General features: G+C 53.2%; 23 protein-coding genes and 1 riboswitch. Of the genes, 9 read left to right on the top strand and 14 right to left on the bottom strand.

Annotated elements, in window-relative coordinates; translation table 11 throughout:
* Positions 1-21: 21 nt before the first annotated feature.
* The 8 genes from ACLM7Z_RS00265 to ACLM7Z_RS00230 all read right to left on the bottom strand — a co-directional run bounded on the left by ACLM7Z_RS00265 (position 22) and on the right by ACLM7Z_RS00230 (position 7,256).
* Positions 22-1,311 carry a dicarboxylate/amino acid:cation symporter gene (locus tag ACLM7Z_RS00265; RefSeq protein ID WP_435645449.1) on the bottom strand — a complete coding sequence of 430 codons (1,290 nt, stop codon included), beginning with the start codon at positions 1,309-1,311 and terminating at the stop codon, positions 22-24.
* 14 nt (positions 1,312-1,325) lie between these two features.
* Positions 1,326-1,589, bottom strand: coding sequence for a sugar nucleotide-binding protein (locus ACLM7Z_RS00260; RefSeq protein ID WP_435645752.1), 264 nt, complete (start codon positions 1,587-1,589; stop codon positions 1,326-1,328).
* A 35-nt stretch (positions 1,590-1,624) separates the two neighbouring features.
* Complete coding sequence (locus ACLM7Z_RS00255; protein ID WP_435645448.1) at positions 1,625-2,623, bottom strand: IS3 family transposase; 999 nt, start codon at positions 2,621-2,623, stop codon at positions 1,625-1,627.
* On the bottom strand, positions 2,560-3,036 hold the full coding sequence (locus tag ACLM7Z_RS00250; RefSeq protein WP_435645000.1) for a transposase: 477 nt from the start codon (positions 3,034-3,036) through the stop codon (positions 2,560-2,562). Before ACLM7Z_RS00250 ends, ACLM7Z_RS00255 begins: the two co-directional genes overlap by 64 nt.
* Positions 3,003-3,659: an SDR family oxidoreductase gene (locus ACLM7Z_RS00245; protein ID WP_435645447.1), complete on the bottom strand. Its 657-nt coding sequence runs from the start codon at positions 3,657-3,659 to the stop codon at positions 3,003-3,005. The genes ACLM7Z_RS00250 and ACLM7Z_RS00245 overlap by 34 nt, the downstream gene beginning before the upstream one ends.
* A gap of 275 nt (positions 3,660-3,934) precedes the next feature.
* Positions 3,935-4,966 (bottom strand): hypothetical protein, encoded by a 1,032-nt coding sequence (locus tag ACLM7Z_RS00240; protein ID WP_165761010.1) that lies wholly within the window; start codon positions 4,964-4,966, stop codon positions 3,935-3,937.
* 186 nt (positions 4,967-5,152) lie between these two features.
* Positions 5,153-6,019, bottom strand: coding sequence for a response regulator (locus tag ACLM7Z_RS00235; RefSeq protein ID WP_087017191.1), 867 nt, complete (start codon positions 6,017-6,019; stop codon positions 5,153-5,155).
* The gene (locus tag ACLM7Z_RS00230) at positions 6,012-7,256 is read right to left on the bottom strand and encodes a sensor histidine kinase (RefSeq protein ID WP_165761011.1); all 1,245 of its coding nucleotides are present in this window, start codon (positions 7,254-7,256) and stop codon (positions 6,012-6,014) included. Before ACLM7Z_RS00230 ends, ACLM7Z_RS00235 begins: the two co-directional genes overlap by 8 nt.
* A 205-nt stretch (positions 7,257-7,461) precedes the next feature.
* Positions 7,462-7,570: riboswitch (glycine riboswitch) on the top strand.
* Between the two features lie 75 nt (positions 7,571-7,645).
* Between ACLM7Z_RS00230 and ACLM7Z_RS00225 the strand changes: the two genes are divergently transcribed.
* Entirely contained in the window at positions 7,646-9,094 is a 1,449-nt protein-coding gene (locus ACLM7Z_RS00225) for an alanine/glycine:cation symporter family protein (RefSeq protein ID WP_087017194.1), read from the top strand.
* Positions 9,095-9,157: 63 nt separating this feature from the next.
* On the opposite strand, the gene ACLM7Z_RS00220 is transcribed toward ACLM7Z_RS00225, so the two are convergent.
* The gene (locus ACLM7Z_RS00220) at positions 9,158-11,308 is read right to left on the bottom strand and encodes a Tex family protein (RefSeq protein WP_087017195.1); all 2,151 of its coding nucleotides are present in this window, start codon (positions 11,306-11,308) and stop codon (positions 9,158-9,160) included.
* Between the two features lie 396 nt (positions 11,309-11,704).
* On the opposite strand from ACLM7Z_RS00220, the gene ACLM7Z_RS00215 reads away from it, so the two are divergent.
* The 3 genes from ACLM7Z_RS00215 (at position 11,705) to ACLM7Z_RS00205 (ending at position 15,959) form a co-directional block, all read left to right on the top strand.
* A complete protein-coding gene (locus ACLM7Z_RS00215) occupies positions 11,705-13,834 on the top strand; it encodes an S-layer homology domain-containing protein (protein ID WP_087017198.1) in 2,130 nt (709 codons plus the stop codon).
* A 76-nt stretch (positions 13,835-13,910) separates the two neighbouring features.
* The gene (locus ACLM7Z_RS00210; RefSeq protein ID WP_273350126.1) at positions 13,911-15,074 is read left to right on the top strand and encodes a YibE/F family protein; all 1,164 of its coding nucleotides are present in this window, start codon (positions 13,911-13,913) and stop codon (positions 15,072-15,074) included.
* 51 nt (positions 15,075-15,125) lie between these two features.
* The gene (locus ACLM7Z_RS00205) at positions 15,126-15,959 is read left to right on the top strand and encodes a purine-nucleoside phosphorylase (RefSeq protein ID WP_087017201.1); all 834 of its coding nucleotides are present in this window, start codon (positions 15,126-15,128) and stop codon (positions 15,957-15,959) included.
* Positions 15,960-16,067: 108 nt separating this feature from the next.
* Here ACLM7Z_RS00205 and ACLM7Z_RS00200 read toward each other — a convergent pair whose 3' ends face one another.
* A complete protein-coding gene (locus ACLM7Z_RS00200) occupies positions 16,068-16,415 on the bottom strand; it encodes a hypothetical protein (RefSeq protein ID WP_087017203.1) in 348 nt (115 codons plus the stop codon).
* 315 nt (positions 16,416-16,730) lie between these two features.
* Between ACLM7Z_RS00200 and ACLM7Z_RS00195 the strand changes: the two genes are divergently transcribed.
* From ACLM7Z_RS00195 to ftsH, 4 genes are all read left to right on the top strand, one after another.
* Positions 16,731-17,312, top strand: a complete 582-nt coding sequence (locus ACLM7Z_RS00195) for a GDSL-type esterase/lipase family protein (protein WP_165761012.1) — start codon at positions 16,731-16,733, stop codon at positions 17,310-17,312.
* A gap of 128 nt (positions 17,313-17,440) precedes the next feature.
* A complete protein-coding gene (locus ACLM7Z_RS00190) occupies positions 17,441-17,659 on the top strand; it encodes a hypothetical protein (protein WP_087017207.1) in 219 nt (72 codons plus the stop codon).
* A gap of 292 nt (positions 17,660-17,951) precedes the next feature.
* Positions 17,952-19,076 (top strand): AI-2E family transporter, encoded by a 1,125-nt coding sequence (locus tag ACLM7Z_RS00185; protein WP_435645446.1) that lies wholly within the window; start codon positions 17,952-17,954, stop codon positions 19,074-19,076.
* Complete coding sequence (ftsH, locus tag ACLM7Z_RS00180) at positions 19,064-20,896, top strand: ATP-dependent zinc metalloprotease FtsH (protein WP_087017211.1); 1,833 nt, start codon at positions 19,064-19,066, stop codon at positions 20,894-20,896. The genes ACLM7Z_RS00185 and ftsH overlap by 13 nt, the downstream gene beginning before the upstream one ends.
* 96 nt (positions 20,897-20,992) lie before the next feature.
* On the opposite strand, the gene ACLM7Z_RS00175 is transcribed toward ftsH, so the two are convergent.
* Positions 20,993-21,490 (bottom strand): GNAT family N-acetyltransferase, encoded by a 498-nt coding sequence (locus tag ACLM7Z_RS00175; RefSeq protein ID WP_087017213.1) that lies wholly within the window; start codon positions 21,488-21,490, stop codon positions 20,993-20,995.
* Entirely contained in the window at positions 21,490-22,455 is a 966-nt protein-coding gene (bioB, locus tag ACLM7Z_RS00170; RefSeq protein ID WP_087017215.1) for a biotin synthase BioB, read from the bottom strand. The genes ACLM7Z_RS00175 and bioB overlap by 1 nt, the downstream gene beginning before the upstream one ends.
* Before the next feature lie 504 nt (positions 22,456-22,959).
* On the opposite strand from bioB, the gene ACLM7Z_RS00165 reads away from it, so the two are divergent.
* Positions 22,960-23,499 carry a hypothetical protein gene (locus ACLM7Z_RS00165; protein WP_087017217.1) on the top strand — a complete coding sequence of 180 codons (540 nt, stop codon included), beginning with the start codon at positions 22,960-22,962 and terminating at the stop codon, positions 23,497-23,499.
* Positions 23,500-23,580: 81 nt separating this feature from the next.
* Here the strand turns inward: ACLM7Z_RS00165 and ACLM7Z_RS00160 are convergent, their stop codons facing one another.
* Together ACLM7Z_RS00160 and ACLM7Z_RS00155 are read right to left on the bottom strand one after the other, a co-directional pair.
* On the bottom strand, positions 23,581-24,414 hold the full coding sequence (locus ACLM7Z_RS00160) for a tRNA 2-thiocytidine biosynthesis TtcA family protein (RefSeq protein ID WP_087017219.1): 834 nt from the start codon (positions 24,412-24,414) through the stop codon (positions 23,581-23,583).
* 65 nt (positions 24,415-24,479) lie between these two features.
* Positions 24,480-25,106, bottom strand: coding sequence for a flavin reductase (locus ACLM7Z_RS00155; RefSeq protein ID WP_087017222.1), 627 nt, complete (start codon positions 25,104-25,106; stop codon positions 24,480-24,482).
* Between the last annotated feature and the right edge of the window lie 195 nt (positions 25,107-25,301).

The following is a 25,301-nucleotide window of genomic DNA, read 5'->3' as shown; positions in this document are numbered from 1 at the left end:
TTGTGTCTTGAAATTTTTGTGTTATGCTGCGTCGTCATCCGACTGAACCGTGGCATAAAAACGCTCGCGGTCGACCAGACCGCTCTGGTGTGCGATGATGGTCGTGCAGACGGCGTCGCCCGTGATGTTAACAGCGGTACGTGTCATATCGAGGATGCGGTCGATGCCCATAATCAGGCCGATTGCTTCGACCGGCAGGCCGACGGAAGCGAATACCATGGACAGTGTGACAAGGCCGACACCCGGGACGCCTGCGGTGCCGACGGACGCGAGTGTTGCGGTCAGAATGACGGTCAGATAGTCCGCGCCGGACAGGTCAATGCCGAACGCCTGTGCGGCAAAGACAACCGCAACGCCCTGCATGATGGCAGTGCCGTCCATGTTGATGGTCGCACCGAGCGGGATGGTGAATGAGCTGATCTTGCGCGATACGCCCAGCTTGACATCCAGCGTCTCGGTGGACAGCGGAATAGTCGCGTTGGAGGTCGCTGTCGAGAAGGCGAACGCCATGACAGGGAAGAATTTCTTGAGGAATACCAACGGATTGAGTCCGGTCGTGATCTTGAGCAGACCCTGGTATACGACAAGGCACTGGATTGCCAGAGCAAGCAGGACGCCGATCATATATTTGAGCAGCGGAACAAACGCACTGAAGCCGATGCCGGAGAAGGTCTTTGCAATCAGACAGAAGACACCGATCGGTGCGACATACATGACCGCAGAGGTCATTTCCATCATGATATCATTGCACTGCGAGACAAAATTGCTCACGAGGTTTGCGCGGTCACCCAGCTTTGCCAGCAGAATGCCGACAAACAGGGCAAAGAAGATGATCTGAAGCATCGTGCCGTTGGCGAGCGATGCGACCGGGTTTTCCGGAATGATGTTGAGCAGCGTGTCCGCGACGCTGGTGGACTCTGAAACAGAGGTTTCCTGCGCCTGGATGGCTGAGGTATCCAGACCGATGCCCGGATTGATGATATTTGCGACGCCGAGTGCGACAGAGATTGCCAGTGCAGTGGTCAGCAGATAGAACAGCAGGGTTTTAATGCCGACCTTGCCGAGACTCTTGGTGTCGCCCATCGCCATACTGCCGCAGATCAGCGAGCAGAAAACCAGCGGGACAACGAGCATCTTCATCAGACGCAGGAAGCCGTTGCCCACAACATAGAAGACGCCGTTTACAATGATGGTATCGCGCACATAGCCCTCCGGCACAAAATAGTGCATAATGATGCCGCACAGGCAGCCGAGAATCAGTGCGATAAAGATTTTAGTCGTAAGACCGAGCTTTTTCTTTTCTTTTTTCATTAGTACCTCCTAACTCACAGGGTAGGGTGAAAGCCGCATTCCGTCAGGAACTCCGAGAGAGCTTCCTTCCAGTCCTTCGGCTCTTCCATGCCGCTGATGCGCAGCATCATGTTGTCGAGGACGGAATACGACGGGCGTTCCGAGCCGTCACCGAGAACCGGCACCAGATGAATATCCTTTCCGGTCAGCTTTTTGAGCATTTCCGCGTATTCATAGCGGGTAACCGGGCCGCCGGTGCAGACGGCATGATATGTACCGTAATTGGATGAACCGAGCAGCGAAAGAAGGGGGTGCGGACAAAATCTTGGACTGATTATGCAGCAAAACCAAGATGATGTCTATACTCAATCGGGCTCATCCCACCTAGAGATAACTTGATGCGTTTATGGTTATACCAATTGATATAGCGGTCAATCTCCCGGCTAAAATCGTCAAGCGAGACTCCTGTCCAAGAGCGGCCATAGAACATTTCGTTTTTGAGCCTTCCAAAGAAACCTTCGCAGGCTGCGTTATCGGGGGAGCAGCCCTTCTTAGACATAGAGCGAATGAGACCGGCCCCATTCATCCGTTCAATCCATCCGGGCCATCGGTAATGGCAGCCCCTGTCAGAATGGACAATCGGATGACAGCCCTCTGGCAGATCGGCAATCACTTGATCCAACATGGTGTTGACCAGATCGGCATTGGGGCGGGTTCCGATCGTCCAGCCCACAACCATTCCATCAAAACAATCGATCATGGCGGAGAGATATAGCTTGCCGTTCGAAAGGGCAAATTCTGTGATATCCGTCAGCAACTTCTCATACGGCTGATTTGCATGGAAATCGCGTAAAATGATGTTCTCTACTTCGGGTGTGATTTCCCCCAAATACGAACTATATTTTCGTTTCTTCGAGCGCAAAACCACCAGTTTTTCTTCTTTCATGATCCGGCGGATGATCTTCTCGGAGAGCATAATCCCTTTGCGCTTCAGCGCCAGATAAATGCGACGGTAACCATATATGCCCCTGTTTTCGTGAAAAATCGAGGTGATTTGTGCCCGTTGGGATAGATATTTGTCGGGTTTGTTCATAACAGCTTGCTGGTAATAGTAACTGCTTTTGGCCATCTTAAAACGGGACAGCAGCGCTGGCAGTGCATATTTCCCCTTCAAGGCATCGATGATCACTGCCTTTTCACGGTTTCTGAGTACCGTTAGATCGATGCCGGGGTCTTTTTTTAAAACTGAGATGGTCTCCTTCAGCACATCTACTTCAAACTGCAGTTCCTGGAGTTGCGTTCGAAGATTCTCCAGTTCCTCAGATTCAGGCAATGCATGATCCTGAGGCAACGGCTCCTTGGTATGCTTTTTCTCTTCGCCATCAGACCCACCATCCCATACTTCAGATATTTCCTGCGCCAGACGTATATGCTCATACGGCTGTATCCGATTTCCCTTGATACATATTCTACATCTTCGCCTAATTCAAAGCAACGGTGAATTACCTCATATTTGAATTCTGCTGAGGGATGCCTTGGATGCCCCGATGTGTTGCAGTGATGATCCATCTCTGTGGGAGACTCTTCTGTGTGGCCATGTCTGTTCTCTAACCCGGCTTTTTTGCGCTCATACCAGCGGTAAAGCGTAGACTCGCTCGGGTATCCTAACCGACGGATTACAGCAGCTATTGATCCCAGCCGCTCGTATTCTCTTAGTGCGATTTCTTCCTGCTCTTTTGTATACATTCAGTTCCCTCCTTTTGGAGTCCAACTTTTTGTCCGCAGGCCCGAATGACCTTTGCCAGTTCCTTTGCACTGGTCGGGACGGCAATTTCATTGTTGGCGACCTTGAGCTCATCGCCTGCGCGCAGGAAGGTATCCACGAAGTCGGAACCGGTGCCGTACACCCACGAGGAGCGGATGATGATATGGCGTGCGCACAAATAACTGACGTATCGTTCGCCGGCGAGCTTGGATTTGCCGTAGATAGAATTTGGCACAGGCATCGGGTCAAATTCGTTGTACGGTGTGGTGCCTTGATTGCCGAATACATCGTCGGTAGACATCTGAATGAGGCAGGCACCGACGCGGTTGGCGGCAACGGCGAGGTTGCGCGCACCGAGCGCATTGACATTGTATGCCTGCTCCGGGTTTTGCTCACACAGCGCCGGGTTGGACAGTGCGGCGCAGTTGATGATTGCCACAGGACGATTCATGTCGGCGTACAGCTGGACATCTGCCGCATGCGTGACATCGACGTCGGTCTGGTTGGTACACAGAAGATGGTAGCCGTTGCCGGGCAGCAGCTTCTTGAGCGCAGAGCCGACGTGTCCGTCAGCACCTGTGATCCAAATCCAGTTTTTTGACATGGGAGTTGCTCCTTTCTCTGAGAGGGATTTTTCGCAAATTGAGTGCAAAAAAGCGCCCGGCTTCCGTCAATTGACGTGCATGGAACCAAGGCGCCTTGCTTTTCTGTAGTTTAGTATAAACCAAAACGACACCAACCGACAAAAAACGACGGGGAAAATACAAATGGTAACATCCGCCTGAACAGGAAAGGCGGATATACCGGAGAAATACACAGGGCGCATACAGAGCGGAAAAGCACCGTATGCGCCCGGATAAAGAGCGAAGACTTCAATGATCAGATATTGGCCGGACAGCTGATGATGCACGGACGGTCGGAGCGCAGTGCACGCTGGAGCGACGGGATCAGCTGAACCGCGCTGGAAACGGAGAGAACCGGAACACCGAAGCCGCTGAGCTCGGGAGTCTGCTCCGGACGATAGAGTACCAGTACGGCAGCCGGTGCGTTCAGCTGCTGCATCATGTCGAAATCGCTGCGGCTCAGGCCGGCGGGATCGGTGACAGCGAGCACGTGTTTGTCCGGCTTTGCCAGCTTTGCGGCAGCTGCGCCGATGACAGCAGTGCCGTGTGAACGGGTAAACAGGCAGGTTTCCGGCTGATAGCAGTCATAATAGCTCATGACATGATCCTCTGCGGCGCTCGCGTCGGTAATCAGGATGTCATCGAGTGCAAGGCAGTAGCGCACATCAAACAGTACCTTTTCCGGGCACATCGGGAACGCCAGATTGCGGCCAAACGCCATATCGCGGCGGAACAGCTCTTCGCCGGTGTGTACGGCTGTGTTCGGAAAGGATTTCTGATGGCACAGGCTGCGGATGCGTCCGAGTGCTTCGACCAGCGTGCAGGAGGTTTCCTCCTGCGTGTTTTCCAGATACATCACCGGGCAGGAAGCATGCAGTTCCCACAGCTCTGCGGCGGTGTCCAGCGCGAGGATGAAGTCGGCGCTGTCGATCAGCTTCTGGCACTCCTCCGAAGCACCCAGCGTGCAGACGGCATAGCGGTGGTCACACGGGATGATGCCCTTTGCCTTGTCGGTATAGATGACAGGAATATGCACATCCTCTGCCAGACGAGACAGCGCGTCACCTGCCTGTGCACGGACAGACGAATAGCCCGCGACGATGACCGGATGCTGTGCGGCGTTGATGTGTGCGGCGGCCTCTGCGGAAAAACGCACGGAAAGGGAGAACAGGTTTCTGTCATAGCTGGCACCGGTCAGGCGGGAGGCCAGCTGTTCCATGACAGCAGTCTGTTCCGCAGACAGTGCAGGCAGGGTCTGATTGCTCTTGTTCATCCATAATTCCATCATACTCATCTATCTCATCCTCTTTCTCTGATTGATCTCAATTCCTTCTGTTATCAGTATAGATCCGACCTACAGAAAACGACAGCAACCTATACAGAAAAATAGCGGGAAAGTTGCACAAAAATCGCGCTTTAAAATTTACATTATGCGGAAAATATGTCAATTATCATACGAAAGAGGTAGAAAGGATTACACGGTGATGCGGGAGAGAATGCCTTCCATAAACTTTTTTGTGTTGATTTTGCCCTGCTCCTCGCGCGGGCTGCGGATGTGCTTCATTTCCTGCTGTACCTGGCGGAAATCGAACAGCAGTGCGGCATATTCCGTAAACACGCTGTCATAATAATCCGCGCAGCCGATTTGCGCGATGGTGGACAGCGATTTCTGGATGGTGCGGCGGATTCGCTGCTCCAGCGCGCGCTGTGCCGCGTCGCTGTCCTTGCCGCGCGACTGGCACACGGCGCTGTAGATTTCTTTTAACTGGTATGGTTCGCGCGATTCGCGCCTGTGTGCGATGATTTTGAGCAGTACCGCTTGAATATCCTCAATGCCCGCCGTGCCGATCAGGCCGAGATCGCGGAAAATATCGCTCAGCTGTGCTTCAATGGACAGCGGCTGGGGGTTCTGTGATTCATCCGGCACGGAGAGAACCGTACTGCGGATGGTGTTCATCGTCTGTTTGAGGTGGACAAGCTCCATCGCGGAGCGCAGCACGCTGACCACTTCGATGGCATTGATTGGCTTGTTGAGGAAGAACAGGATGCCCGCCTCATAGGCGCGGGAAATCATTTGTCGGTCACTGATCTGCGACAGCATGACACATTTTCCGGCAAAGCCGGAGGAAACCAGCTGGCGCACAATGGTGACGCCGCCGGTGACCGGCAGTACCATGTCGAGCAGGACGATGTCCGGTTGATAGAACAGAACTTCTCCCACCGCACTTTCGCCGCTGTGCAGGACACACACAACGCGTCCGAGTCCGTTGCTGCGGATGAGCAGCTCGAGCATTTTGCACACAGCGGGGTCGTCATCGATAATCAGGAAGGTTTTATCCATGTGTTACCGCCCCCTTTTCCCAGCTGTGCGCGAGCGGAAGCCGGATGGTGAATATCGTAGTTTCACCGGAGGTGACATCAATTGTGCCGCCCATCCGGTCAACCGCATTTTTGACATGGCACAGGCCGATCCCGCTGGCGGCTTCGCCGGTTTGGGGATCAAATTTGGTGGAGAAGCCCGGGTGGAACAGCAACGGGATGAGGTCTTCTTCAATGCCGCTGCCGTTGTCGGATACCGTCAGTGTCAATGTGTCTTCCGATGCCTCCGCATGAACGTCAATGTGCCCGTTTGTGCCGCAGGCATCGACAGAATTGGAAATCAGGTTGTTCAAAATGGTAAAAATACTAAAATATTGCTCAATTTCAGCATCGCCCGTGCAGGAAAAGGAGATGCTGATATTTTTGTCGGCCATTTCCTGCCCGCGCACCGTGTTGTCCTGTAAGATACGGAAGATATCGTGCAGATGCAGCGTGTGCTCATGCTCGATGTCATCCGTCAGTGTTTGCAGCCCGCTGATGACACGGTCACAGTCCTTTCGGATTTTGTGCGCGCGGTTGGACAGCGCGAGTGCGTTTTGTGAAACCTGCGGGTCTTCTGCAGTTTCATACATGGCATAGCCATCGCGCACCAGAGCCTCCAGGTCGTCTGAGGTCTGTGAAAGAAAAAACACCTCTGAATGGATGCTGGCAGCGAGCTGGTTCAGGCGCGCATAGCGCTTCTGATGCTCTTCCTGTACGATATAGAGTGTCTGGCGGGAGTAGAACACATGCATGACCCAGATGAGCAGCGCGCGCGTCAGTGCGGTCAGCAGGATCAGCTGTACGCCCCGGACTGACAGCTGCCGGAGCAGGAGAAGTTCGACGGTATTGCTGACTGCGTCGAAGCAGCACATCACTGCGATTTTGAACAGTGTTCTGGATTGCGGCAGCTGCATGAGGCGGGATACCTGCACGAGCACGGCAAAGACAAAATAAAAAGTAAAGGTGGAATACAGGCTCTGGAGGACGTTGCCGCCGGAGACGAGCACAAGCAGTGCGCGCAGGACAGCGGTCATCACACCGGAGGTAACGGTAAAGGCAAACGGGTGGATGTCTGTCCCGTGGAGCAGAACCAGCTCCAGACAGATCACGCCTGCCGATACAACAAACACGGAGTCGGGTGACGGACAGATATAGATCTGACCGAGTACTGCGACAATCAGCGCATACAGGACATAGAGTTTCCAATGGGATTTCATGGGGACAAGGGCTCCTTTGTGTGGGGAATTTTTCCTCAGTGTATCACATTTTCGCAGGAAGGTAAACGCATTTGCTTTCCTGAAGCAGGAAAGAAGCCGCACACATGTAGGAAAAATATGGGAATATTCTGCCATTTTTTAATTAGATATTGTCAAAGAAAGAAGTATGTGGTATCATTGTAATTCGACAGCAGGCCAGGAACGTGCCTGCTGCTCTGGAGAGCTTCAAGGGGAAACGTATTTCTCTCTGAACGCCGAAGGTGTAAGGCGGCAGATGCCGCCGATCTCTCAGGCAAAAGGACAGAGCACAATATCTTTGTCTTTTCTCCAAGAGTCGAAACAAATCGTTTCGACTTTTATTTTTTACAAAAATGGAGGAATGAAATCAAATGTTTGCACAGATCAATGAGGGAATCAAGATCATTGACGGCTGGGTGTGGGGACTTCCGCTGATCGTCCTCATCCTGGTGACCGGTATTTATCTGACCTGCCGTCTGGGCCTGCTTCAGATGCGGCATCTGCCGCGGGCGCTGCGGTATATGGTGAAAAACGAGGAAGGCGGCGAGGGTGAGGTCACGAGCTTCGGCGCGCTGTGTACCGCACTTTCTGCGACCATCGGCACCGGCAACATTGCCGGCGTTGCAACGGCGCTGGTAACCGGCGGCCCCGGCGCGCTGTTCTGGATGTGGCTGGCGGCGTTCTTTGGCATGGCAACCAAGTACGCCGAGGGTTTACTCGCGGTCTACTATCGCACGGTCGACAAAGACGGCCATGCACTCGGCGGCCCATTCTATTACATCGAACGCGGCATGGGCAAAAAATGGAAGTGGCTTGCGTGCCTGTTTGCCTTTTTCGGCATGTGTGTCGGTCTGTTTGGCATCGGTACGTTTACACAGGTCAACTCCATTGCAACTGCCGTAACCAATCTGTTTGACCCGAATGCGGTGCACACAGTTTCGCTGTTCGGCAACGACTACAGCTATGCGACGATTGTCGCAGGTGTGCTGCTGACCATCTGCGTGGCGCTGGTTCTGCTGGGCGGCATCCGCCGCATTGCGAGCGTATCGCAGGTTATTGTGCCGTTTATGGCGGTGCTGTACATCGTGTTCTGCCTGATTCTGCTTGTCTATAATTATAAGAGCATCCCGGGCGCACTGGTACAGATTGTCAAGGGTGCGTTCAACCCGGCAGCCGTTACCGGCGGCGCAGTCGGTTCGCTGACTGTTGCGATGCAGAAGGGCATTGCGCGCGGCATTTTCTCCAACGAGGCGGGCCTCGGCTCCGCGCCGATCGCGGCAGCTGCTGCACAGACAAAGGAGCCTGTCCGTCAGGGACTCGTTTCCATGACTGGCACGTTTATTGATACTATCATCATCTGCACCATGACCGGACTGACCATCGTTATCACCGGTGCATGGAATGTACCGGGTCTGGACGGCGCATTGGTCACGAGCTATGCGTTTGACAACGGCCTGCCGTTCCTGCCGGGCTGGGTGACCTCCGGTGTGCTCATGCTGTGCCTGGTATTCTTCGCCTTTACGACGATTCTGGGCTGGGATTATTACGGCGAACGCTGCCTCGAATACCTGTCTGGCGGCAGCAGGCGTTCGATTCTGGTTTATCGCTGGCTGTATATTCTTGCGGTATTTATTGGCCCTTACATGACGATTGAGGCGGTCTGGAACATTGCAGACATCTTCAACGGCCTGATGGCACTGCCGAACCTGATTGCACTGTTGTCGCTGAGTGGTGTTATTGTGCGCGAGACGCGCTCCTATTTCGACCGCCTGCGCAGTGGAGATCTGAACGAGCAGTCGCGCCGTGCGATGAACAAATAATATATAGAGAGCCGAAAGCAAACGGGCGGAACCTGCGGGTTCCGCCCGTTTTATATGCCTGCGTTATTGCTTTACTTGTTTCATCGACAGTCCGATGCGTTTTTTTGCGGGATCGACCGAGAGGACGACTGCCTTGACGACATCGCCCACACGGACCACATGCGACGGGTGCTTGACAAATTGATTGGAAAGCTGGGAGATGTGTACCAGTCCGTCCTCATGTACACCGATATCGACAAATGCGCCAAAATCACAGACATTGCGCACCGTACCGACCACTTCCATGCCGGGCTTGAGCTGTTCAAGCGTCATGACATCTGCGCTGCGCAGCAGCGGTGCGGGCAGCTCATCGCGCGGATCGCGCCCCGGTTTTTGCAGCTCGGCGGCGATGTCGGTCAGCGTCGGCACGCCGACACCACAGCGCTCCGCGAGCGTCGCTTTTCCTACTGATTTGATGCGTTTGCCGAGATCAGCCAGCCTGCGTGCACGCACATCGTCTTCTGTATAGCCACACAGCGTCAGCAGCAGCTTTGCCGCCGGATAAGACTCCGGATGGACTGCCGTGCTGTCGAGCATCTCTGCGCTCTCGGCAACACGCAGGAAACCTGCACACTGTTCAAATGCCTTCGGGCCGAGCTTGGCAACCTTGAGCAGCTGTTTGCGGGAGGAAAATGCGCCGTTTTCCTCGCGGTATGCGGCGATATTTTTGGCAATTGCGGGAGAGATGCCGGAAATATGCTCCAGAAGGGACGGGGAAGCCGTATTGAGATCAACGCCGACTGCATTGACACAGTCCTCTACTACGCCGTCGAGCGTCTGGGACAACCGCGCCTGCGGCATATCATGCTGATATTGTCCGATGCCGATGGCCTTCGGATCAATTTTGACCAGCTCTGCGAGCGGATCCTGTAGGCGGCGTGCAATGGACACCGCTGAGCGCAGGGAAACGTCGAAATCCGGAAATTCCTGTGCACCCAGCTTAGAGGCGGAATAGACCGATGCCCCCGCTTCGCTGACGACCATGTAGGAAATCGGCAAACCGCTTTCACGGATAAAATCGGTCAAAAACTGCTCAGATTCGCGGCTTGCCGTGCCGTTTCCAAGTGCGACACAGGTGACACCGTGCTTTTTGCAGAGCGCCGTCAGTTTCTTCATGGATTCTTCCGTCTTGTTGTGCGGCGGGGTGGGATAGATGACTGCGGTGTCGAGTACGGCACCGGTGGGATCGACAACGGCCAGCTTGCAGCCGGTGCGATAGGCGGGATCAAAGCCGAGCACGACTTTGTTCTTGATTGGCGGCTGCATGAGCAGCGGGCGGAGGTTGAGCGCGAAGGTCGCAATGGCCTTCTCATTTGCATCGTCTGTCAACTCCTTGCGCAGCTCGCGGCTGAGCGAGGGGAACAGCAGGCGCTTCCAGGCATCCGCGCACATGGCGGACAGCTCGGCTTCGTATGGATGCGGCTTGCGGTAGACCGCGCGTGCAATCAGCTGTTCGGCGGCGTCTTCGTCGCAGGTGATGTCGATTTTCAAAACTTTTTCCCGTTCACCGCGGTTGAGCGCCAGAATCTGGTGGCTTTGCAGACGGCGCACCGAGCTGCAGAAGCTGCTGTATTGCGCATAGACCGTATCCTGTGCATCCTTGCCTTCGGCGGTCAGTTCGCCGGTGGCGCGCAGCAGTGCGCGCAGATGGGCACGCAGAGCGGCATCCACCGAGCAGTCTTCTGCGAGGATGTCCAGCGCCCCGTCCAGTGCATCGCGTGCGGTATCCACACCGGATTCTGCATTGACATAAGGTGCGGTCAGCTGTTCGGCGGACAGGTCTGTGCCTTTTTTGAGCGCTTCTGCAAGTGGTTCGAGTCCTTTTTCGCGCGCAATGGATGCGCGGGTGCGGCGTTTGGGACGAAAGGGGAGGTATAAATCTTCCACTTCGGTCAATGTCGCCGCTTTTTCAATGGCGGTGCGCAATGCACCGGTCAGTTTGCCCTGCTCCTCGATGGCACGCAGGACATCCTCCTTGCGTGTTTCCAGCCCGCGCAGATATGCGAGACGGTCGGCGAGCTGGCGGATGACCTGGTCATCCATTGTGCCGTGCATTTCCTTGCGGTAGCGCGCAATAAACGGCACGGTATTGCCCTCATCGAGCAGGGCAATGACATTTTGTACATGATTGACATTTAAATTCAGTTCCTGTGCAATTCGTTCGGGAATATTCATAGGGTGTCCTCTTCCGGCGGGGAATCAGAACAATCCTCCGCCTTTCGCAGAATAAATTTTGTTTTTCTAATGGAAATGGTAGGTTTTCTTTGGTAAAGTAGTTGATTTCCGCAATGGTTACTCTTTTTTTTGTTTCCTTGCGTGTGGAATTTGCCTATCGTCCGGCTGCTGCTTTTAGTATACTCAAATTTTGCGGGAAAGGGAACCCAAATCCGCATCAATGTAAATAAAATATCATATCTTCGGGGGAAACTAAGATGTTTGTAATAGATGGTTAAAATGTTTGTAAAATGCGCTGAATTTGCAAAAATGCAGTGATATACTGCGCTTGAATCGGTTCAGAATTGAAAAATGTGAGAAGAAAATCGAATTGTTTTTGGAACAGGAGTGACAGTTTTGAGCGTAAAGAAACAGATTGCCGCACTCGCGATGACTGGTGTCATGGCGGCAGGCTGTGCGGTTCCGTCCCTCGCGGCGGCAGCACCGGACGGACATACCAATGCAGCGGATACGGATGCGGGTGCAAATGGCGTATATGCACAGTGGCAGGAGCAGTGGGAGACCATAAAGAACGACTGGACTCAGGTATCCCTTTCTCCTGGTGCAGATCAGACAAAAATGAATTTTGCCTGGTACTCCAAGACACAGAACGTGGCATTCCGTGTTGCGGCTGATGAAGCGATGACGCAGTCCGTACAAGAAGTGACCATCGAGGGAACTGAGGGTCCGACGGATAAGGCGGGCACGCAGTATTATGTGTGCAAGGCGACGGCCTCTGACCTGACACCGGGCACCTATTATTACCAGATTGGCGATGCTGAGCCGGTGGCATTCGAGGTACAGGACAGCAGCGACGGATTTTCCTTTATCTATGTCGGCGATCCGCAGATCGGCTCGTCCAATGAGCTGAAGGGCACGGATACGGCGGAGTTCTATGAGGCACAGTCTGCATCTGTCTGCAACGACTCGTTCAACTGGAACAATACGCTGGAAAAGGCACTGGCACGCGACACGGATGCAAGCTTTGTCCTGTCCGCAGGTGACCAGATCCAGACGACCAAGAAAAAGGCACCGAACAAGGACGCAACCAACAGCGAAATCGAGTATACCGGTTATCTGTGCCCGGAAGTGCTGGATTCCACGCCGGTTGCCACAACGGTTGGCAACCATGATGCGGATAACCCGAATTATACCTATCATTTCAACACCGCAAACAACAGTGAGCTCGGCTCGAACGGCATTGCCGGCGGCGACTATTACTACACCTATGGCAATGCGCTGTTCCTCATGCTGAATACACAGAACACCAATGTTGCGGAGCACAAGCAGTTTATTGAGCAGGCTGTTGCGGCATGTCCGGATGCAAAGTGGCGCATTGTTACGCTCCATCAGGATATTTACGGTTCCGCAGAGCATTCCAATGAGCCGGAAATCACCAATCTGCGCTATCAGCTCGTCCCGTACTTCGAGGAAAATGACATTGACGTTGTCCTGACCGGTCATGACCACGCCTATTCCCGTTCTGAAATCCTCAAGGGCGGCGTGAAGACAACCGAGTATACCAACGATGAGTTCGGCGATATGCTGGATAAGGATATGGATGCGGGCGAAAATCCGGAAACGCGCACGGTTGCACCGGGCAATATCATCCCGACAACCACGGATCCGGCAGAGCAGGCATATCTTGCCTACCTCGATGCAGTCATGGACAAGGATGCTGTACAGGAAACCGAAGGCAATACGGCTGTCAATCCGGAAGGCATTCTGTATATGACGGCAAACTCCTCGTCCGGCAGTAAGTATTATGACCTTGTTCCGCGTATGCAGACCTATATTGCAAACCGCTGGCAGGAGGATGTTCCGACCTATTCGGTCATTGACATCGATGATGACAGCTTTACCATCAATACGTACCGCACCGATAACGACGAGGCAATTGACGACACGTTTACGATCGTCAAGACCGATGAGGATGCGATCCCGTTCACCGATGTCAGCAAGGATGCATGGTACTATGATGCCGTTGTAAATGCATACCAGAACAAGCTGTTCAGCGGTATGAGTGAGACCACCTTCGGTCCGGATATCACGATGTCCCGTGGAATGTTTGTACAGGTACTGTACAGCATGGCCGGCAAGCCGGAGGTCAGCGGCGAGATGGCATTCACCGATGTGAAGACGGATGACTGGTATTGTGATGCCGTCAAGTGGGCAGAGCAGAACGGCATTGCAGCCGGCACAGGCGACGGTAAATTCTCCCCGAATGCCAGCGTAACCCGTGAGCAGGCAGCTGCACTGATGAAGAAGGTTGCGGAGAAGATGGGCAAGGATACGTCTGCACGCGCAGACCTCAGCAAGTACACCGACGCAAACCGTGTATCTGACTGGGCGAAGGATGCTGTCAGCTGGGCGGCAGCCAGCGGCATTATGACTGGCACCGGCACGACTACGCTGTCGCCGCGGAGCAATGCGACGCGCGCACAGGTCGCACAGATTATGATGCGCTTTTGCGAAGCAGTAAAGTAAAATAACTCCTCTCTTACCGATAGATCAGAAAAAGCCGGAGAACTGCGGTTCTCCGGCAACTTTTTATGGAGCAAATATGAACAGTAGAAAAATACAAAAAGGATTTTGGAAGCGCCTGGCGGCGCTTGCCGTCATGGCCGTCGTTTGTATCGGGCTGTATACCGTTTCACTGGTGGACAGGCATCCGCTGATGGAGAACGAAGGGCGTGAATTTGTAAAGGCACGCGTGATCGAAGTCATCGAGGACAACCAGCAGTCAGGAGGCGTGTATATCGGCGATCAGACGGTTGAACTGGAACTTCTGTCGGGTGCGCATCAGGGAGAGCACATACAGGCGCAAAGCTCGTCCGCTTATCTGTACGGCACGCATTGTACGCCCAATCTGAAGGTTGTCGCCATTGTCAGTGAATCGGACGGTGAGCTCGTCGGATCGGTATACGGCTATTACCGTGAGCCCGCGCTGCTCGGCATGATTGCACTGTTTCTGCTGACGATTATTCTGATCGGCGGACGACGCGGCCTGTATTCCGTACTCGGACTGGCGTTTACGTTCCTGTGTATTTTCTGGTTTTTCCTGCCGATGGTCTATCGCGGCTATTCGCCGGTTATCGCGGCGATTGCTGTTGTCATTGCCACCACGCTGGTCACGATGTATCTGGTCGGCGGCTTTACAGTCAAGGCGACGGCATCTGTGCTCGGCACGGTGATGGGCGTGCTGGTAGCCGGTCTGCTGGCGTATCTCTTCGGCAAGCTTGCACGGGTCAGTGGGTACAATGTCTCCGATATCGAAAGCTTGATCTATATTCAGGAGCAGCTGGATATTCAGGTCGGACAGCTGATGTTTGCAGGCATCCTGATCGCCGCACTGGGAGCCGTCATGGATGTGAGTATGTCGATTGCGTCGACCTTACAGGAACTGCACGACAAAAACCCGCAGCTGGACACCAGGCAGCTGTTCCGCTCCGGCATGACGGTCGGACACGACATGATGGGTACGATGTCCAACACACTGATTCTGGCATTTACCGGCGGTTCCATCAACACAATTGTGCTGTTTTACGCCTATGGATATTCACGTATGCAGCTGATGAACATGTATGACATCGCCATTGAGATCATGCAGGGGATATCTGCGAGTATGGGTGTTGTGCTGACCGTTCCGTTTGTGTCGCTGATCGGTGCGTGGATGATTGTCCGGGCAGCGCGGAAAAGCAGCGCCGGGAATGGGAAAACACTGTAACAATTGCCCGAAACGTGGTATACTGTTATCAGTGAAAGGATGTGGACAGCCATGAATCCAACCTATGAAAAACTGATGAAATGCTATGACAGCCTGCGGACAGTGACGGACTTTCAGCCCCGGCTGGCACTGATGCTCGGCACAGGGCTGGGCAATTTTGCCGACCGCATCCGTGTGGTGCAGACGGTGGATTACAGTGCCATAGAGGGCTTCCCGACCTCGACGGTTGAAGGGCATAAGGGGCGCTATGTATTTGGCTATGTCGATGCAGTCCCTGTCGTTGTCATGCAGGGACGAGTGCATTACTATGAGGGCTATGACATCCCGGATGTCGTGCTGCCGATCCGCCTGATGAAGCTGATGGGAGCGGAAATCCTGATGGTGACCAATGCCTCCGGCGGAATCTGTGAGCACTTCCATGCGGGCGATCTGATGCTGATTTCCGACCAGATCTCCTCGTTTATTCCGTCACCACTGCGCGGTGCGAATATTGACGAGTTGGGGACGCGTTTCCCGGACATGACGGACGCCTATGATCCTGCCCTGCGCGCGATCATCCGCACGGTGGCGGTAAAGGAAGGCATTCCGCTTCAGGAGGGAGTGTATCTCCAGCTGCCAGGCCCCCAGTTTGAAACGCCTGCGGAGATCCGTATGGCACGCGCGCTCGGTGCAGATGCCGTCGGCATGAGCACGGCCTGCGAGGTCATTGCGGCGCGGCATATGGGCATGCGCGTGTGCGGCATTTCCTGTGTCTCCAACATGGCGGCGGGCATGACCGGCGGCCCGCTGCTGCACGAAGAGGTGCAGCAGAATGCAGATCTGGCTGCCCCGCGCTTTGAAGCGCTCGTCTGGAAATCCATTGTGGCGATTGCACAGAGTATATAAAAAGGGAAAGCGCATCTGTCCGGCCGGACAGATGCGCTTTTTTCGCGCGGGAGGGTTACCGCGCTGAGAAAGGGGGGCAAGGAACATATTGTTCCGGAGTAAACGATGTTATCTGGAAGAAACGGCTCTCCGAAGCTTGGCTCGAGTGGTAGCGGCAGTGCGCAGGAGGTTTCCTACGTTTTCCGCCTCGTCTGGAGACATGTTTTCCGTGAGTTGGGCACTGCATTTTCTGGAGAGTGAATCCAGTGCGAAAATCATGTTTGTAATTTCTTCCCGGTAAAAGCAGTCAAATACCTGCGACTGAACCTTTTGCTTGGCTGATGCAAGCGCCGTGCGCTTCATATAATCTTGATTGGAATTGGAAGCTTTTTTTATAATGCTGGCTTCCATTTCCGACAGGCATTGCAGGAGCATTTCAGATTCTGCCGGGGAAAGCGGAGCTTTCAATTGCAACATAAAAAACACCTCGATTCAGGAAAAAGTGAGACAGTGGTTCACCAACCATGCAAAGAAAAGGAGGGGGAGAGGAGAGCCTTTTCTTCGGGATTTACAGCGCATTTTTTCTTACCTAGATTGTAACATTACTCGAAAAGAAAAGCAATAATTTAACAGTTTTCATCCTGAACAAACTTTTTTTTGCACATTTGTTCAAAATGTTCAAAACATGTCTCAAAATAGACGGCAATATCATCAATTTAACCTGTGGGCAATGAGAGGGGAGACAGCGTTCCGGCGCGGCTTCACAGGTCGGAGGAAAAGGAGAGAAAAAACGTGAACTGGAGTGAGCAGAAAACGATATTTCTCGGTGACAGCATTACTGAGGGCTACGGCGTTTCCGATGGGGAATGCTGGGTGGACGCAATGCCCGGAAAGAACAGAAACCGCGGCATCAGCGGCGACACGACAGCGGGGATGCGCAGGCGGTTTTCCGCACATGTCCTGCGGGATGCGCCCGACCGTGTGGTCATCATGGGCGGCATCAATGATTTGAGCGAGGGCGGCACGCTGGCGGGCGTGGAGGAGAACTTATTTTACATGTATGAGCAGGCACAGCGCAGTGGCATTGTACTTGTGCCGGCGGTATGCGTGCAGCCGGATTTCAATGAATTGCTGAACAATGACTGGGCGGCGTTCCTTCCGGGACTGCATGGCCTGCCGGAAAAACTGGATGCGCTGGCGCAGTGGATTCGCGCCTATGCGCGCGATAACGGATGCATCTGTCTGGATTTTGCCCAGAAATTTCCGGAATATACACACGACGGCTATTGCCGGTATTTTTCTGACGGGGTACATCCCAACGCGCGCGGCCACGCAATTATGGCGGACATCGCGCGGAAGATCCTGTATCCGTGAGCAGCTGTACAATCATTTTACAAAGAGAGATGAAAATTTTACACAGAAGTGTGCAGGGAATTTACATCTCACTGATATGATACAGGCAGAGCAAAAGAGTGTTACGATACAAAAAAGGAGAATTTATCATGGAAAACACCCTTGATCGATATATCTGCTATGATGATGACGGTGAGATGAAGCTCAACCTGCCAACCACGCTGTTCGGGGGCTATGACCGCGATGAAACCTGTCGAATGGTGCGCCGTATGTCGGATTATTACCGCGGGCGCATCATGAATCTCATGGATCAGCTGTCGGAAAAGGACAGGGAAAATGAACGCCTGCGCAGCGGCGCAAAGGTATAATGAGTGTGTCTCACGGACATGACAAATGCAGACGGCAGAACGCATGGAGGAAACATTCCCTCTGTGCGTTTTTTTTGGACAAATACGCACATATGTCGAAAGACAGATTCTGAACGATTTGTAAAAAAACTGCGGCACATGAATAAATTGTAAAAATTAGCGCGGCGGCATTGTTTTTGAAAAAATCTGCGTGTAATATGAATTTGTACTGTATCTTGATGCAGTGATTTTTTGTGTCTATTTCCATGCAAAAACGCAAACAATAAAGCAAAACCATATAGGGAGTGAAGCGATGGAACGAAACAGAATCAAACAGGGTGTCATGGTTATCACCTATGCGGCACTGCTGGTGCTGCTTCTGGTATACTGTAAAGATATCCTGCATGGTGTGGCGGCGATTATTTCGCTGTTCAAGCCGTTTCTGATCGGCATTGCGATTGCATTTGTACTCAATCAACCGTATGGCTGGTTCAGGCGTATGTATACGGAAAAGCTGCATATGAAGGATAAGACGGCACATTATACCGCAGTCGCGTCCGCCTATCTTCTGGTTATCGCCATCCTGGCGGCAGTGATCGGCGTTGTGATTCCGCAGCTGGTCAGCAGCGTGCGTATGTTCGCAATGAATCTGGACAGCTATCTGGGAAATCTCCAGCAGGAGCTGAATGTGCTGGCGGGATACCTGCATATGGAAACGATTGACCTGAGCAGCATTGCGCAGCTGGTCAGTGACAGCATCGGCCAGATGGATGAAGTCGCGGGCGAAATTGTGCCGAAGGTTGTCTCTGCAACGGGAAGCATGGTCAGCTCGATTGCGAATCTGTTTATTGCGCTGGCATTTTCGGTTTATATGCTCGCCGGAAAGAAAAAAATCCTGTCGCAGTTTGACCGCATCCTGCGTGCTTACCTGCCGGAGCAGCATTACGATCATCTGCGCTATCTGATGGATGTCATCATTACTTCGTTTCAAAATTATATCATTGGACAGAGCACCGAAGCGGTCATTCTGGGCAGCCTGTGCTGTGTCGGAATGCTGATTTTGCGGTTGGATTATGCGGGCATGGTCAGTATGGTTGTGGGTGTGACGGCCCTCATCCCGATTCTCGGCGCATATATCGGCGGTGCAGTCGCTGTCATCCTGTTGTTCATGGTATCGCCGTTTAGGGCGCTGCTGTTCCTGATTTTCTTTGTCATTCTACAGCAGGTGGAAAATAATGTAATTTATCCGCGTGTGGTCGGTGGACGTCTCGGTCTGCCGGGCATCTGGGTGCTGTTGGCGATTACAGTCGGCGGAAAGCTCGGCGGCGTGATCGGCATGCTGTTTGGTGTCCCGACCACAACGGTGATTTATACGCTGGTAAAAAACAGCGTTCGCTCGCGTGAAAAAAGAAAGGAGCAATTGTCGTGCAAGAAGTAAAAGATCCAAAAAAACCGCTCATATACTATTCGTTGATCGTCATTGCCATTTTAGGCGTGCTCAACGGGCTCATTATGCCGTATCTTGCGGAAAGCAGGGTGCAGGAGGTAGATTACAGCACCTTCCTCCAGATGGTGGAGGACAAAGAGGTGGGGAAAGTCAATGTTTCCTCCTCACAGATTACGTTTACCAATAAGGACGATACACAGTGTTACAAGACCGGTGTTATGAATGACCCGGATCTGGTCAACCGCCTCGATGAATCCGGCGCACAGTTTACGACGGATATCGTCAAGGAAATGTCGCCGATGATGAGCCTGTTGATCGGCTATGTCATCCCGATCGTGATATTTATTGCGCTCGGCAATTACATGATGAAGAAGATACAGCAGAAAAACAGCGGCGGCAATTCCATGATGTTCGGCATGGGCAAGAGCAACGCAAAAATCTATGTCAAGTCGACGACCGGTATCCATTTTGACGATGTCGCAGGCGAAGATGAGGCAAAGGAACTGTTGCAGGAGATTGTCGATTTCCTGCACAATCCGCAGAAATATACGGAAATCGGTGCGTCCATGCCGAAGGGCGCCCTGCTCGTCGGCCCTCCGGGCACCGGCAAGACACTGCTTGCCAAGGCGGTCGCCGGTGAGGCAGATGTGCCGTTTTTCTCCATTTCCGGTTCGGAATTTGTTGAAATGTTCGTCGGCATGGGTGCGGCAAAGGTGCGCGACCTGTTCAAGCAGGCAGCCGAAAAGGCACCGTGCATTGTCTTCATTGACGAAATTGACGCAATTGGCAAAAAGCGTGACGGACAGATCGGCGGAAACGATGAGCGTGAACAGACGCTCAATCAGCTGCTGACCGAAATGGACGGCTTCGACGGCTCGAAGGGCGTTGTCATTCTCGCGGCAACCAACCGTCCGGAGTCGCTCGACCCGGCGTTGCTGCGACCGGGACGCTTTGACCGTCGTGTACCGGTTGAACTGCCGGATCTCAAAGGACGTGAGGAAATTCTCAAGGTACACGCGAGAAAAATCCGCACGTCTCCCAACATTGATTTCAATGCGGTGGCGCGTGCGGCATCCGGTGCCTCCGGCGCGGAGCTGGCAAATATCGTCAACGAGGCGGCGCTGCGCGCCGTGCGCGACGGCAGAAAAATGGCGTCGCAGGCAGATCTGGAAGAGAGCGTCGAGGTCGTTATCGCGGGTTATCAGAAGAAAAACCGCGTGCTTTCCAACAAGGAAAAGCTGATTGTATCGTATCATGAGATCGGACATGCGCTGGTTGCGGCCAAGCAGACCGACTCTGCCCCGGTACATAAGATCACAATCATTCCGCGCACTTCCGGCGCATTGGGCTATACGATGCAGGTCGAGCAGGATGAGCATTTCCTGATGAGCAAGCCGGAGATCGAGAATAAGATTGCGACGTTTACCGGTGGCCGCGCGGCGGAGGAATTGGTGTTTGACAGCGTCACAACGGGCGCCTCCAACGACATCGAGCAGGCGACCAAGCTGGCGCGCGCAATGATAACACGCTTTGGCATGAGCGATGAGTTCGGCATGGTTGCGATGGAAACCGTCAACAACCAGTATCTCGGCGGAGATACCTCGCTGGCATGCTCGGCAGAGACACAGACGATGATTGACAAAAAGGTCGTCGAGATTGTCCGCGAGCAGCATGACAAGGCGAAGCAGATTCTGCGGGACAATATGGGCAAGCTGCATGAGCTGTCTAAGTTCCTGTATGAAAACGAAACCATCACCGGAGAGGAGTTTATGCGCATCCTCGAAGGCGACAACTGGGCTGGCAGCTTCTGATATTTCTTTTAAGATGTGATAAAACAAGGCAGCGCCGCAGGGAGGAAAATCTCTGCGGCGCTGTTTTTGCGGTTATTTGTGTGTAAACGGCATCGTTCAGACAAAGGTAAGCTCATAGATATTCAAGTGCAGGCGTTTCCCGAATTTCGTGCCCGCATTGCGGATCTGTCCGCAATAGGAAAAGCCGAGCGTTTCATGCAGATGGATGCTGGCAGCGTTGTCGCTGGTGATAAGCGAAACGACGGTTTCGATGTCGTCGCGCTGCCGTGCATAGCGGAGCACGGCCTGCATCAGCTGCTCACCGATGTGCTGACCGCGGAAATCCGGGTGCAGATAAATCGAAAGCTCCACTGTTTGATTAAACGCAGCGCGCTCACGGTAACGGGAGAGCGAGACATAGCCCGCAATTTCTTTGCCGTCTGTCTCATATACCAACAATAGATAGCGTCCCTGATGTGCATCAAACCACGCACGGCGGTCGGCATCATCCTTCGGTTCGAGGTCAAAGGTTGCAGTCGTGTTGATGACAGCATCGTTGTAAATCGCTTTCAGCCGGTCGAGATCACATGCCTTTGCGCGGCGGATTGTGCCCATCAGTGGCACAGCCGGGGCTCATAGCCCAGTTCGCGCAGCATTGCCATATCGGTTTCGATTGTAATGCCGGAGGTGGTCAGCATGTCGCCGGAAATTGCCGCGTTTGCACCGGAACAGAAGCAGGCGCGGCCTTTGTCAGGCAGAAGACCGCGTCCGCCTGCCAAACGGATGGATGCGTCCGGGATCAGAAAACGGAACACGGCGACAATCCGGCACATGTCATCATTTGTCAGCCTTGGCAGTGTTTCATACGGTGTGCCGGGGATCGGGTTGAGCATGTTGACCGGAATGGAATGTACGCCCAGCTCACGCAGCTGGAGCACCATGTCGATGCGGTCTTCCATGGTTTCCCCCATGCCGACAATGCCGCCGGAGCAGACGCTCAGACCGGCTGCCTGTGCCGCACGGATTGCCGCACATTTTTCATCAAAGGTATGTGTTGTGCACACGCTGGGGAAAAACCGGCGGGAGCTTTCCAGATTGTTGTGTACGCGCGTCGCACCGGCTTCTTTCAGTTTGCGGTAGGATGCTTCGTCCAGCAGGCCGTTGGAAATACAGACCGCAATGCCGGTCTGCGCACGCACAGCGCGGATGCTGGCGCATTCCTGCTCAACCTCCGCCGGGGTCAGACGTTTGCCGGAGGTGACGAGAGAAAAGCGCAGTACACCCCGTTCATCATCGTGCTTTGCCTGCGTAACAATCGTATCGGTATCCAGCATTGGGTATTCCTCTGCGCCGGTGTGATAGTGCGCGGACTGTGCACAGAATTTGCAGTTTTCCGAGCATTTTCCACTTTTTGCATTGATAATTGTGCAGATATCAAACCCGTTCCCGCAAAAATGACTGCGCAGTGCATCTGCTGCCGTGCACAGCTCTGCGAGCGGCAGTTCGGCAAGTTCCAGTGCCTGCGCACGGCTGATGGTACCGCCCTGCCTGACATATTCTGTATATTCCTGTATGGTCATGGATCTGTTCCTCCTGTATTGTGTTCTGTCATATTGACACCTGCTCTATTGTACAGCAAATCACTAGGAATGTAAACTGAAAAAATAAAATGGTTGACAAACGCCCGCATAAAAATTTTTAACTGGCAGGATTGGGATTGGTCATTTTACCGGTATTTTTTCTGCTTCGATAGAAGCATATTGAAAAGTAGAATAGAAACACACGAAAGAAGTATGAACAGAGAAAAAATGTGCGTGTACACGTGGATTTCAGTAAATGGAGCGGAAAATGTGCGGGAGGGAATACGGTACAAAAGGTGGAAAAAAGAAGTATGAACTGCAAAAAATGTTGCGAAATCACACGGTATTTTGTGAAAAAAGCTGATTGCATCCCGGAGAAAAATCGCATACAATACATACAACAGATGAATTGAATCACAGACATTACAATGGCGTAATCAGATCCTTCGGGCGAGGGGTATGATTGCGCTTTTTTGTCGTTTTACGGAAAAGGAGCTTGTTGTTATGACGATCAACAAAAAAATGGCTGTACCGTTTCAGACTATGCTGAGAGATGTCCTGAACGAGTACATTGCAAATGGTGAGCTGAAGAAGGCCGCCAAATCCAGCTCGATGGCAATGCGTATGGTAGCGGCATATGTCCGCGGCGCACGTATCTTTGAAATCGATCCGACTTATCCGGAAATGGGTGAGCTGGACGGTGAGGTATTCCGCATGAGTGATGGCCCGTCCCTGATGACGGAGACCGATGACTATATTAAGGCATGGTTTCTGATGGAACTGATTTCCCGCGAGTTCGGCATTGAGGGCGCTGACCGCATTGAAATGCATATCAATGTGTCAAGCGAAAAGGCAAAGGCATATCCGCGTCTGATGCAGGAACTGGTCGATGCCATGAGCAATGCCTCCAAAACACATACCTGGAAGAAGTGCCGCTGTGTTGCACTGGATCATCTGGACTGGTTCGAGCATGTCGATCCGATTTTCATTTACTCTCTGACCAATCTCGACGGCTCGGTTCAGCGCCTGAGCACCCCGGCATAAAATGTTCTCCTGCGATACCTGTGACATAGTATTATTTTCCCCAAAAAGGACGCGGCCTGTGGGCTGCGTCCTTTTGCTGTCTTATTCTGCTGTGTTGTACTCATCCAGAAAGGTATGGCGTTCCGTTCCCTTATGCCAGCCGAGGATATCATCCACGTTGACATTTTTCACGCTGTTGAAAATATTTTTGGCAACCTGATCGTTGTCCTGTTCCAGTCGGGCAATGATCTGCTTGACCTCATAGCGCTTGGACGATTCGGGGCTGTTTTCCCGGCGGGCCTTGGCGGCAAATTCGCATGAGCAGGCGAGGAATGTCAGCCCGCAGGCATCGCGCCAGGCGAGGATATCGCGTTCACGCACGAGATACAGCGGGCGGATGACCTGCATGCCGGGGTAATTTTTGGCGTGCAGCTTGGGCAGCATGGTCTGCACCTGGCCGCCGTACAGCATGGAGAGCAGCGTGGTCTCGACCACATCGTCGAAGTGGTGGCCGAGTGCGATTTTGTTGCAGCCCAACTCCAGCGCCTTTTCATATAGGCTGCCACGCCGCAGGCGCGCGCACAGAAAACAGGGATTGTCGGTCTCCTGATTGACCGTCTCGAACAGGCGGGTGCTGTACCACTGCGTCTCCAGCCCGAGAGCCTGTATATTCTGCTCGATCTGCGCACGGCTCTCCGGTGTATATCCGGGGTCCATAGACAGTCCGGTCAGCGTGAACGGGATGTCGGATATTTTTTGCAGCATGGTCAGTGCACAGGCGAGCAGCATGGAGTCCTTGCCGCCTGAGATGCAGACAGCAATGTGGTCGCCCGGCTGGATCAGCTCATATTCCCGGATTGCTTTCCGGATGGGCTTATAGATTTTTCGGCTGAATGTTGTAGTAATCGCCCTCTGGGCGGGATTTGGTGCGGACATAAAAACAACCTCCCCGGTACATGCCTGAGGGTATCATAGCATGGAACGGGGAGGTGCGTCAAATATCAGAGCTTTTCAAATTTGCTGGCGGGCTGCTTGCAGACCGGGCAGCGGAAATCATCGGGCAGGGTGTCAGATTTGTGGACATAACCGCAGATGGTGCAGCGGTAGCCGTAATGCTCGTCCAGCGTGCGGTAAACCGGCGCATTGGCAGGAATGACCTTGCCGGCGTTCTTGAACATTTCAACGGTGAGCACGGCGCCGGGCAGAAGTACCTCAGCCTCAGTGACTTCCGCGATAAACATGACGTGGGAGCCGAGATCGACCTGTTGGGTGACGCGGAAGCTCATGCGTACTGCCATGCCTTCGGTGATGTACGGGCAGCCGGCTTCGTCGGTCTTGGTGTCATATTCTGCAAATTTGTCGGTGACGCGGCCGGATTTGTAGCCGAACAGCTTGATGATCGCTTCCGGGCAGTCTGCTGCAGCGACGGTGGCACAGAACGCGCCGGTCTGCTCGACAGCGGCTTCGGTCACATTGTATTTGTTGAGAGTCACGGCGAATTTCGCCGGCATGGAGGATGTGAGCTGCTGGAGCGAGTTGACTGCGCAGCCACGGAATGCGCCGTCGAGGCAGCTGCCGATGATGGCGATGGAATACGAAATGCTGTCAAAAGCTTTTCTGTCTAACATGTGGAGCCCTCCCTAAAATAAGAATCATTATTATTATAATACGGTAAAATCATCTGTTTGTCTACCATAAAATGTTACAAAAAGAAAGTGGAAATTTTGGACATCCTGTTCGGCATTTACGCACATTGACAGGAAAACGACGGCATGGTATACTGAGCCAGAACCGACCGGTCGGTCGGAAAAGAGACTTGCAAT

Origin of the sequence: Butyricicoccus porcorum, assembly GCF_051246315.1 — a bacterium.
Taxonomy (GTDB): Bacteria; Bacillota; Clostridia; order Oscillospirales; family Butyricicoccaceae; genus Butyricicoccus_A; species Butyricicoccus_A porcorum.
Note: the sequence above shows the minus strand (reverse complement) of the source record. Positions and strands in the feature narration are given on the sequence as shown.

What these genes read in the sequence shown, in the direction of transcription:
- ACLM7Z_RS00185 (WP_435645446.1), top strand. Translation starts at nt 17,952, where the DNA reads ATGGAACGAAACAGAATCAAACAGGGTGTCATGGTTATCACCTATGCG.
- ACLM7Z_RS00175 (WP_087017213.1), bottom strand. Translation starts at nt 21,490, where the DNA reads ATGGGCACAATCCGCCGCGCAAAGGCATGTGATCTCGACCGGCTGAAA.
- ACLM7Z_RS00200 (WP_087017203.1), bottom strand. Translation starts at nt 16,415, where the DNA reads ATGTTGCAATTGAAAGCTCCGCTTTCCCCGGCAGAATCTGAAATGCTC.
- ACLM7Z_RS00240 (WP_165761010.1), bottom strand. Translation starts at nt 4,966, where the DNA reads ATGATGGAATTATGGATGAACAAGAGCAATCAGACCCTGCCTGCACTG.
- ACLM7Z_RS00155 (WP_087017222.1), bottom strand. Translation starts at nt 25,106, where the DNA reads ATGTTAGACAGAAAAGCTTTTGACAGCATTTCGTATTCCATCGCCATC.
- ACLM7Z_RS00190 (WP_087017207.1), top strand. Translation starts at nt 17,441, where the DNA reads ATGGAAAACACCCTTGATCGATATATCTGCTATGATGATGACGGTGAG.
- ACLM7Z_RS00245 (WP_435645447.1), bottom strand. Translation starts at nt 3,659, where the DNA reads ATGTCAAAAAACTGGATTTGGATCACAGGTGCTGACGGACACGTCGGC.
- ACLM7Z_RS00230 (WP_165761011.1), bottom strand. Translation starts at nt 7,256, where the DNA reads ATGAAATCCCATTGGAAACTCTATGTCCTGTATGCGCTGATTGTCGCA.
- ACLM7Z_RS00205 (WP_087017201.1), top strand. Translation starts at nt 15,126, where the DNA reads ATGAATCCAACCTATGAAAAACTGATGAAATGCTATGACAGCCTGCGG.
- ACLM7Z_RS00250 (WP_435645000.1), bottom strand. Translation starts at nt 3,036, where the DNA reads ATGTATACAAAAGAGCAGGAAGAAATCGCACTAAGAGAATACGAGCGG.
- ACLM7Z_RS00235 (WP_087017191.1), bottom strand. Translation starts at nt 6,019, where the DNA reads ATGGATAAAACCTTCCTGATTATCGATGACGACCCCGCTGTGTGCAAA.
- ACLM7Z_RS00210 (WP_273350126.1), top strand. Translation starts at nt 13,911, where the DNA reads ATGAACAGTAGAAAAATACAAAAAGGATTTTGGAAGCGCCTGGCGGCG.
- ACLM7Z_RS00165 (WP_087017217.1), top strand. Translation starts at nt 22,960, where the DNA reads ATGACGATCAACAAAAAAATGGCTGTACCGTTTCAGACTATGCTGAGA.
- ACLM7Z_RS00225 (WP_087017194.1), top strand. Translation starts at nt 7,646, where the DNA reads ATGTTTGCACAGATCAATGAGGGAATCAAGATCATTGACGGCTGGGTG.
- ACLM7Z_RS00160 (WP_087017219.1), bottom strand. Translation starts at nt 24,414, where the DNA reads ATGTCCGCACCAAATCCCGCCCAGAGGGCGATTACTACAACATTCAGC.
- ACLM7Z_RS00220 (WP_087017195.1), bottom strand. Translation starts at nt 11,308, where the DNA reads ATGAATATTCCCGAACGAATTGCACAGGAACTGAATTTAAATGTCAAT.
- bioB (WP_087017215.1), bottom strand. Translation starts at nt 22,455, where the DNA reads ATGACCATACAGGAATATACAGAATATGTCAGGCAGGGCGGTACCATC.
- ACLM7Z_RS00265 (WP_435645449.1), bottom strand. Translation starts at nt 1,311, where the DNA reads ATGAAAAAAGAAAAGAAAAAGCTCGGTCTTACGACTAAAATCTTTATC.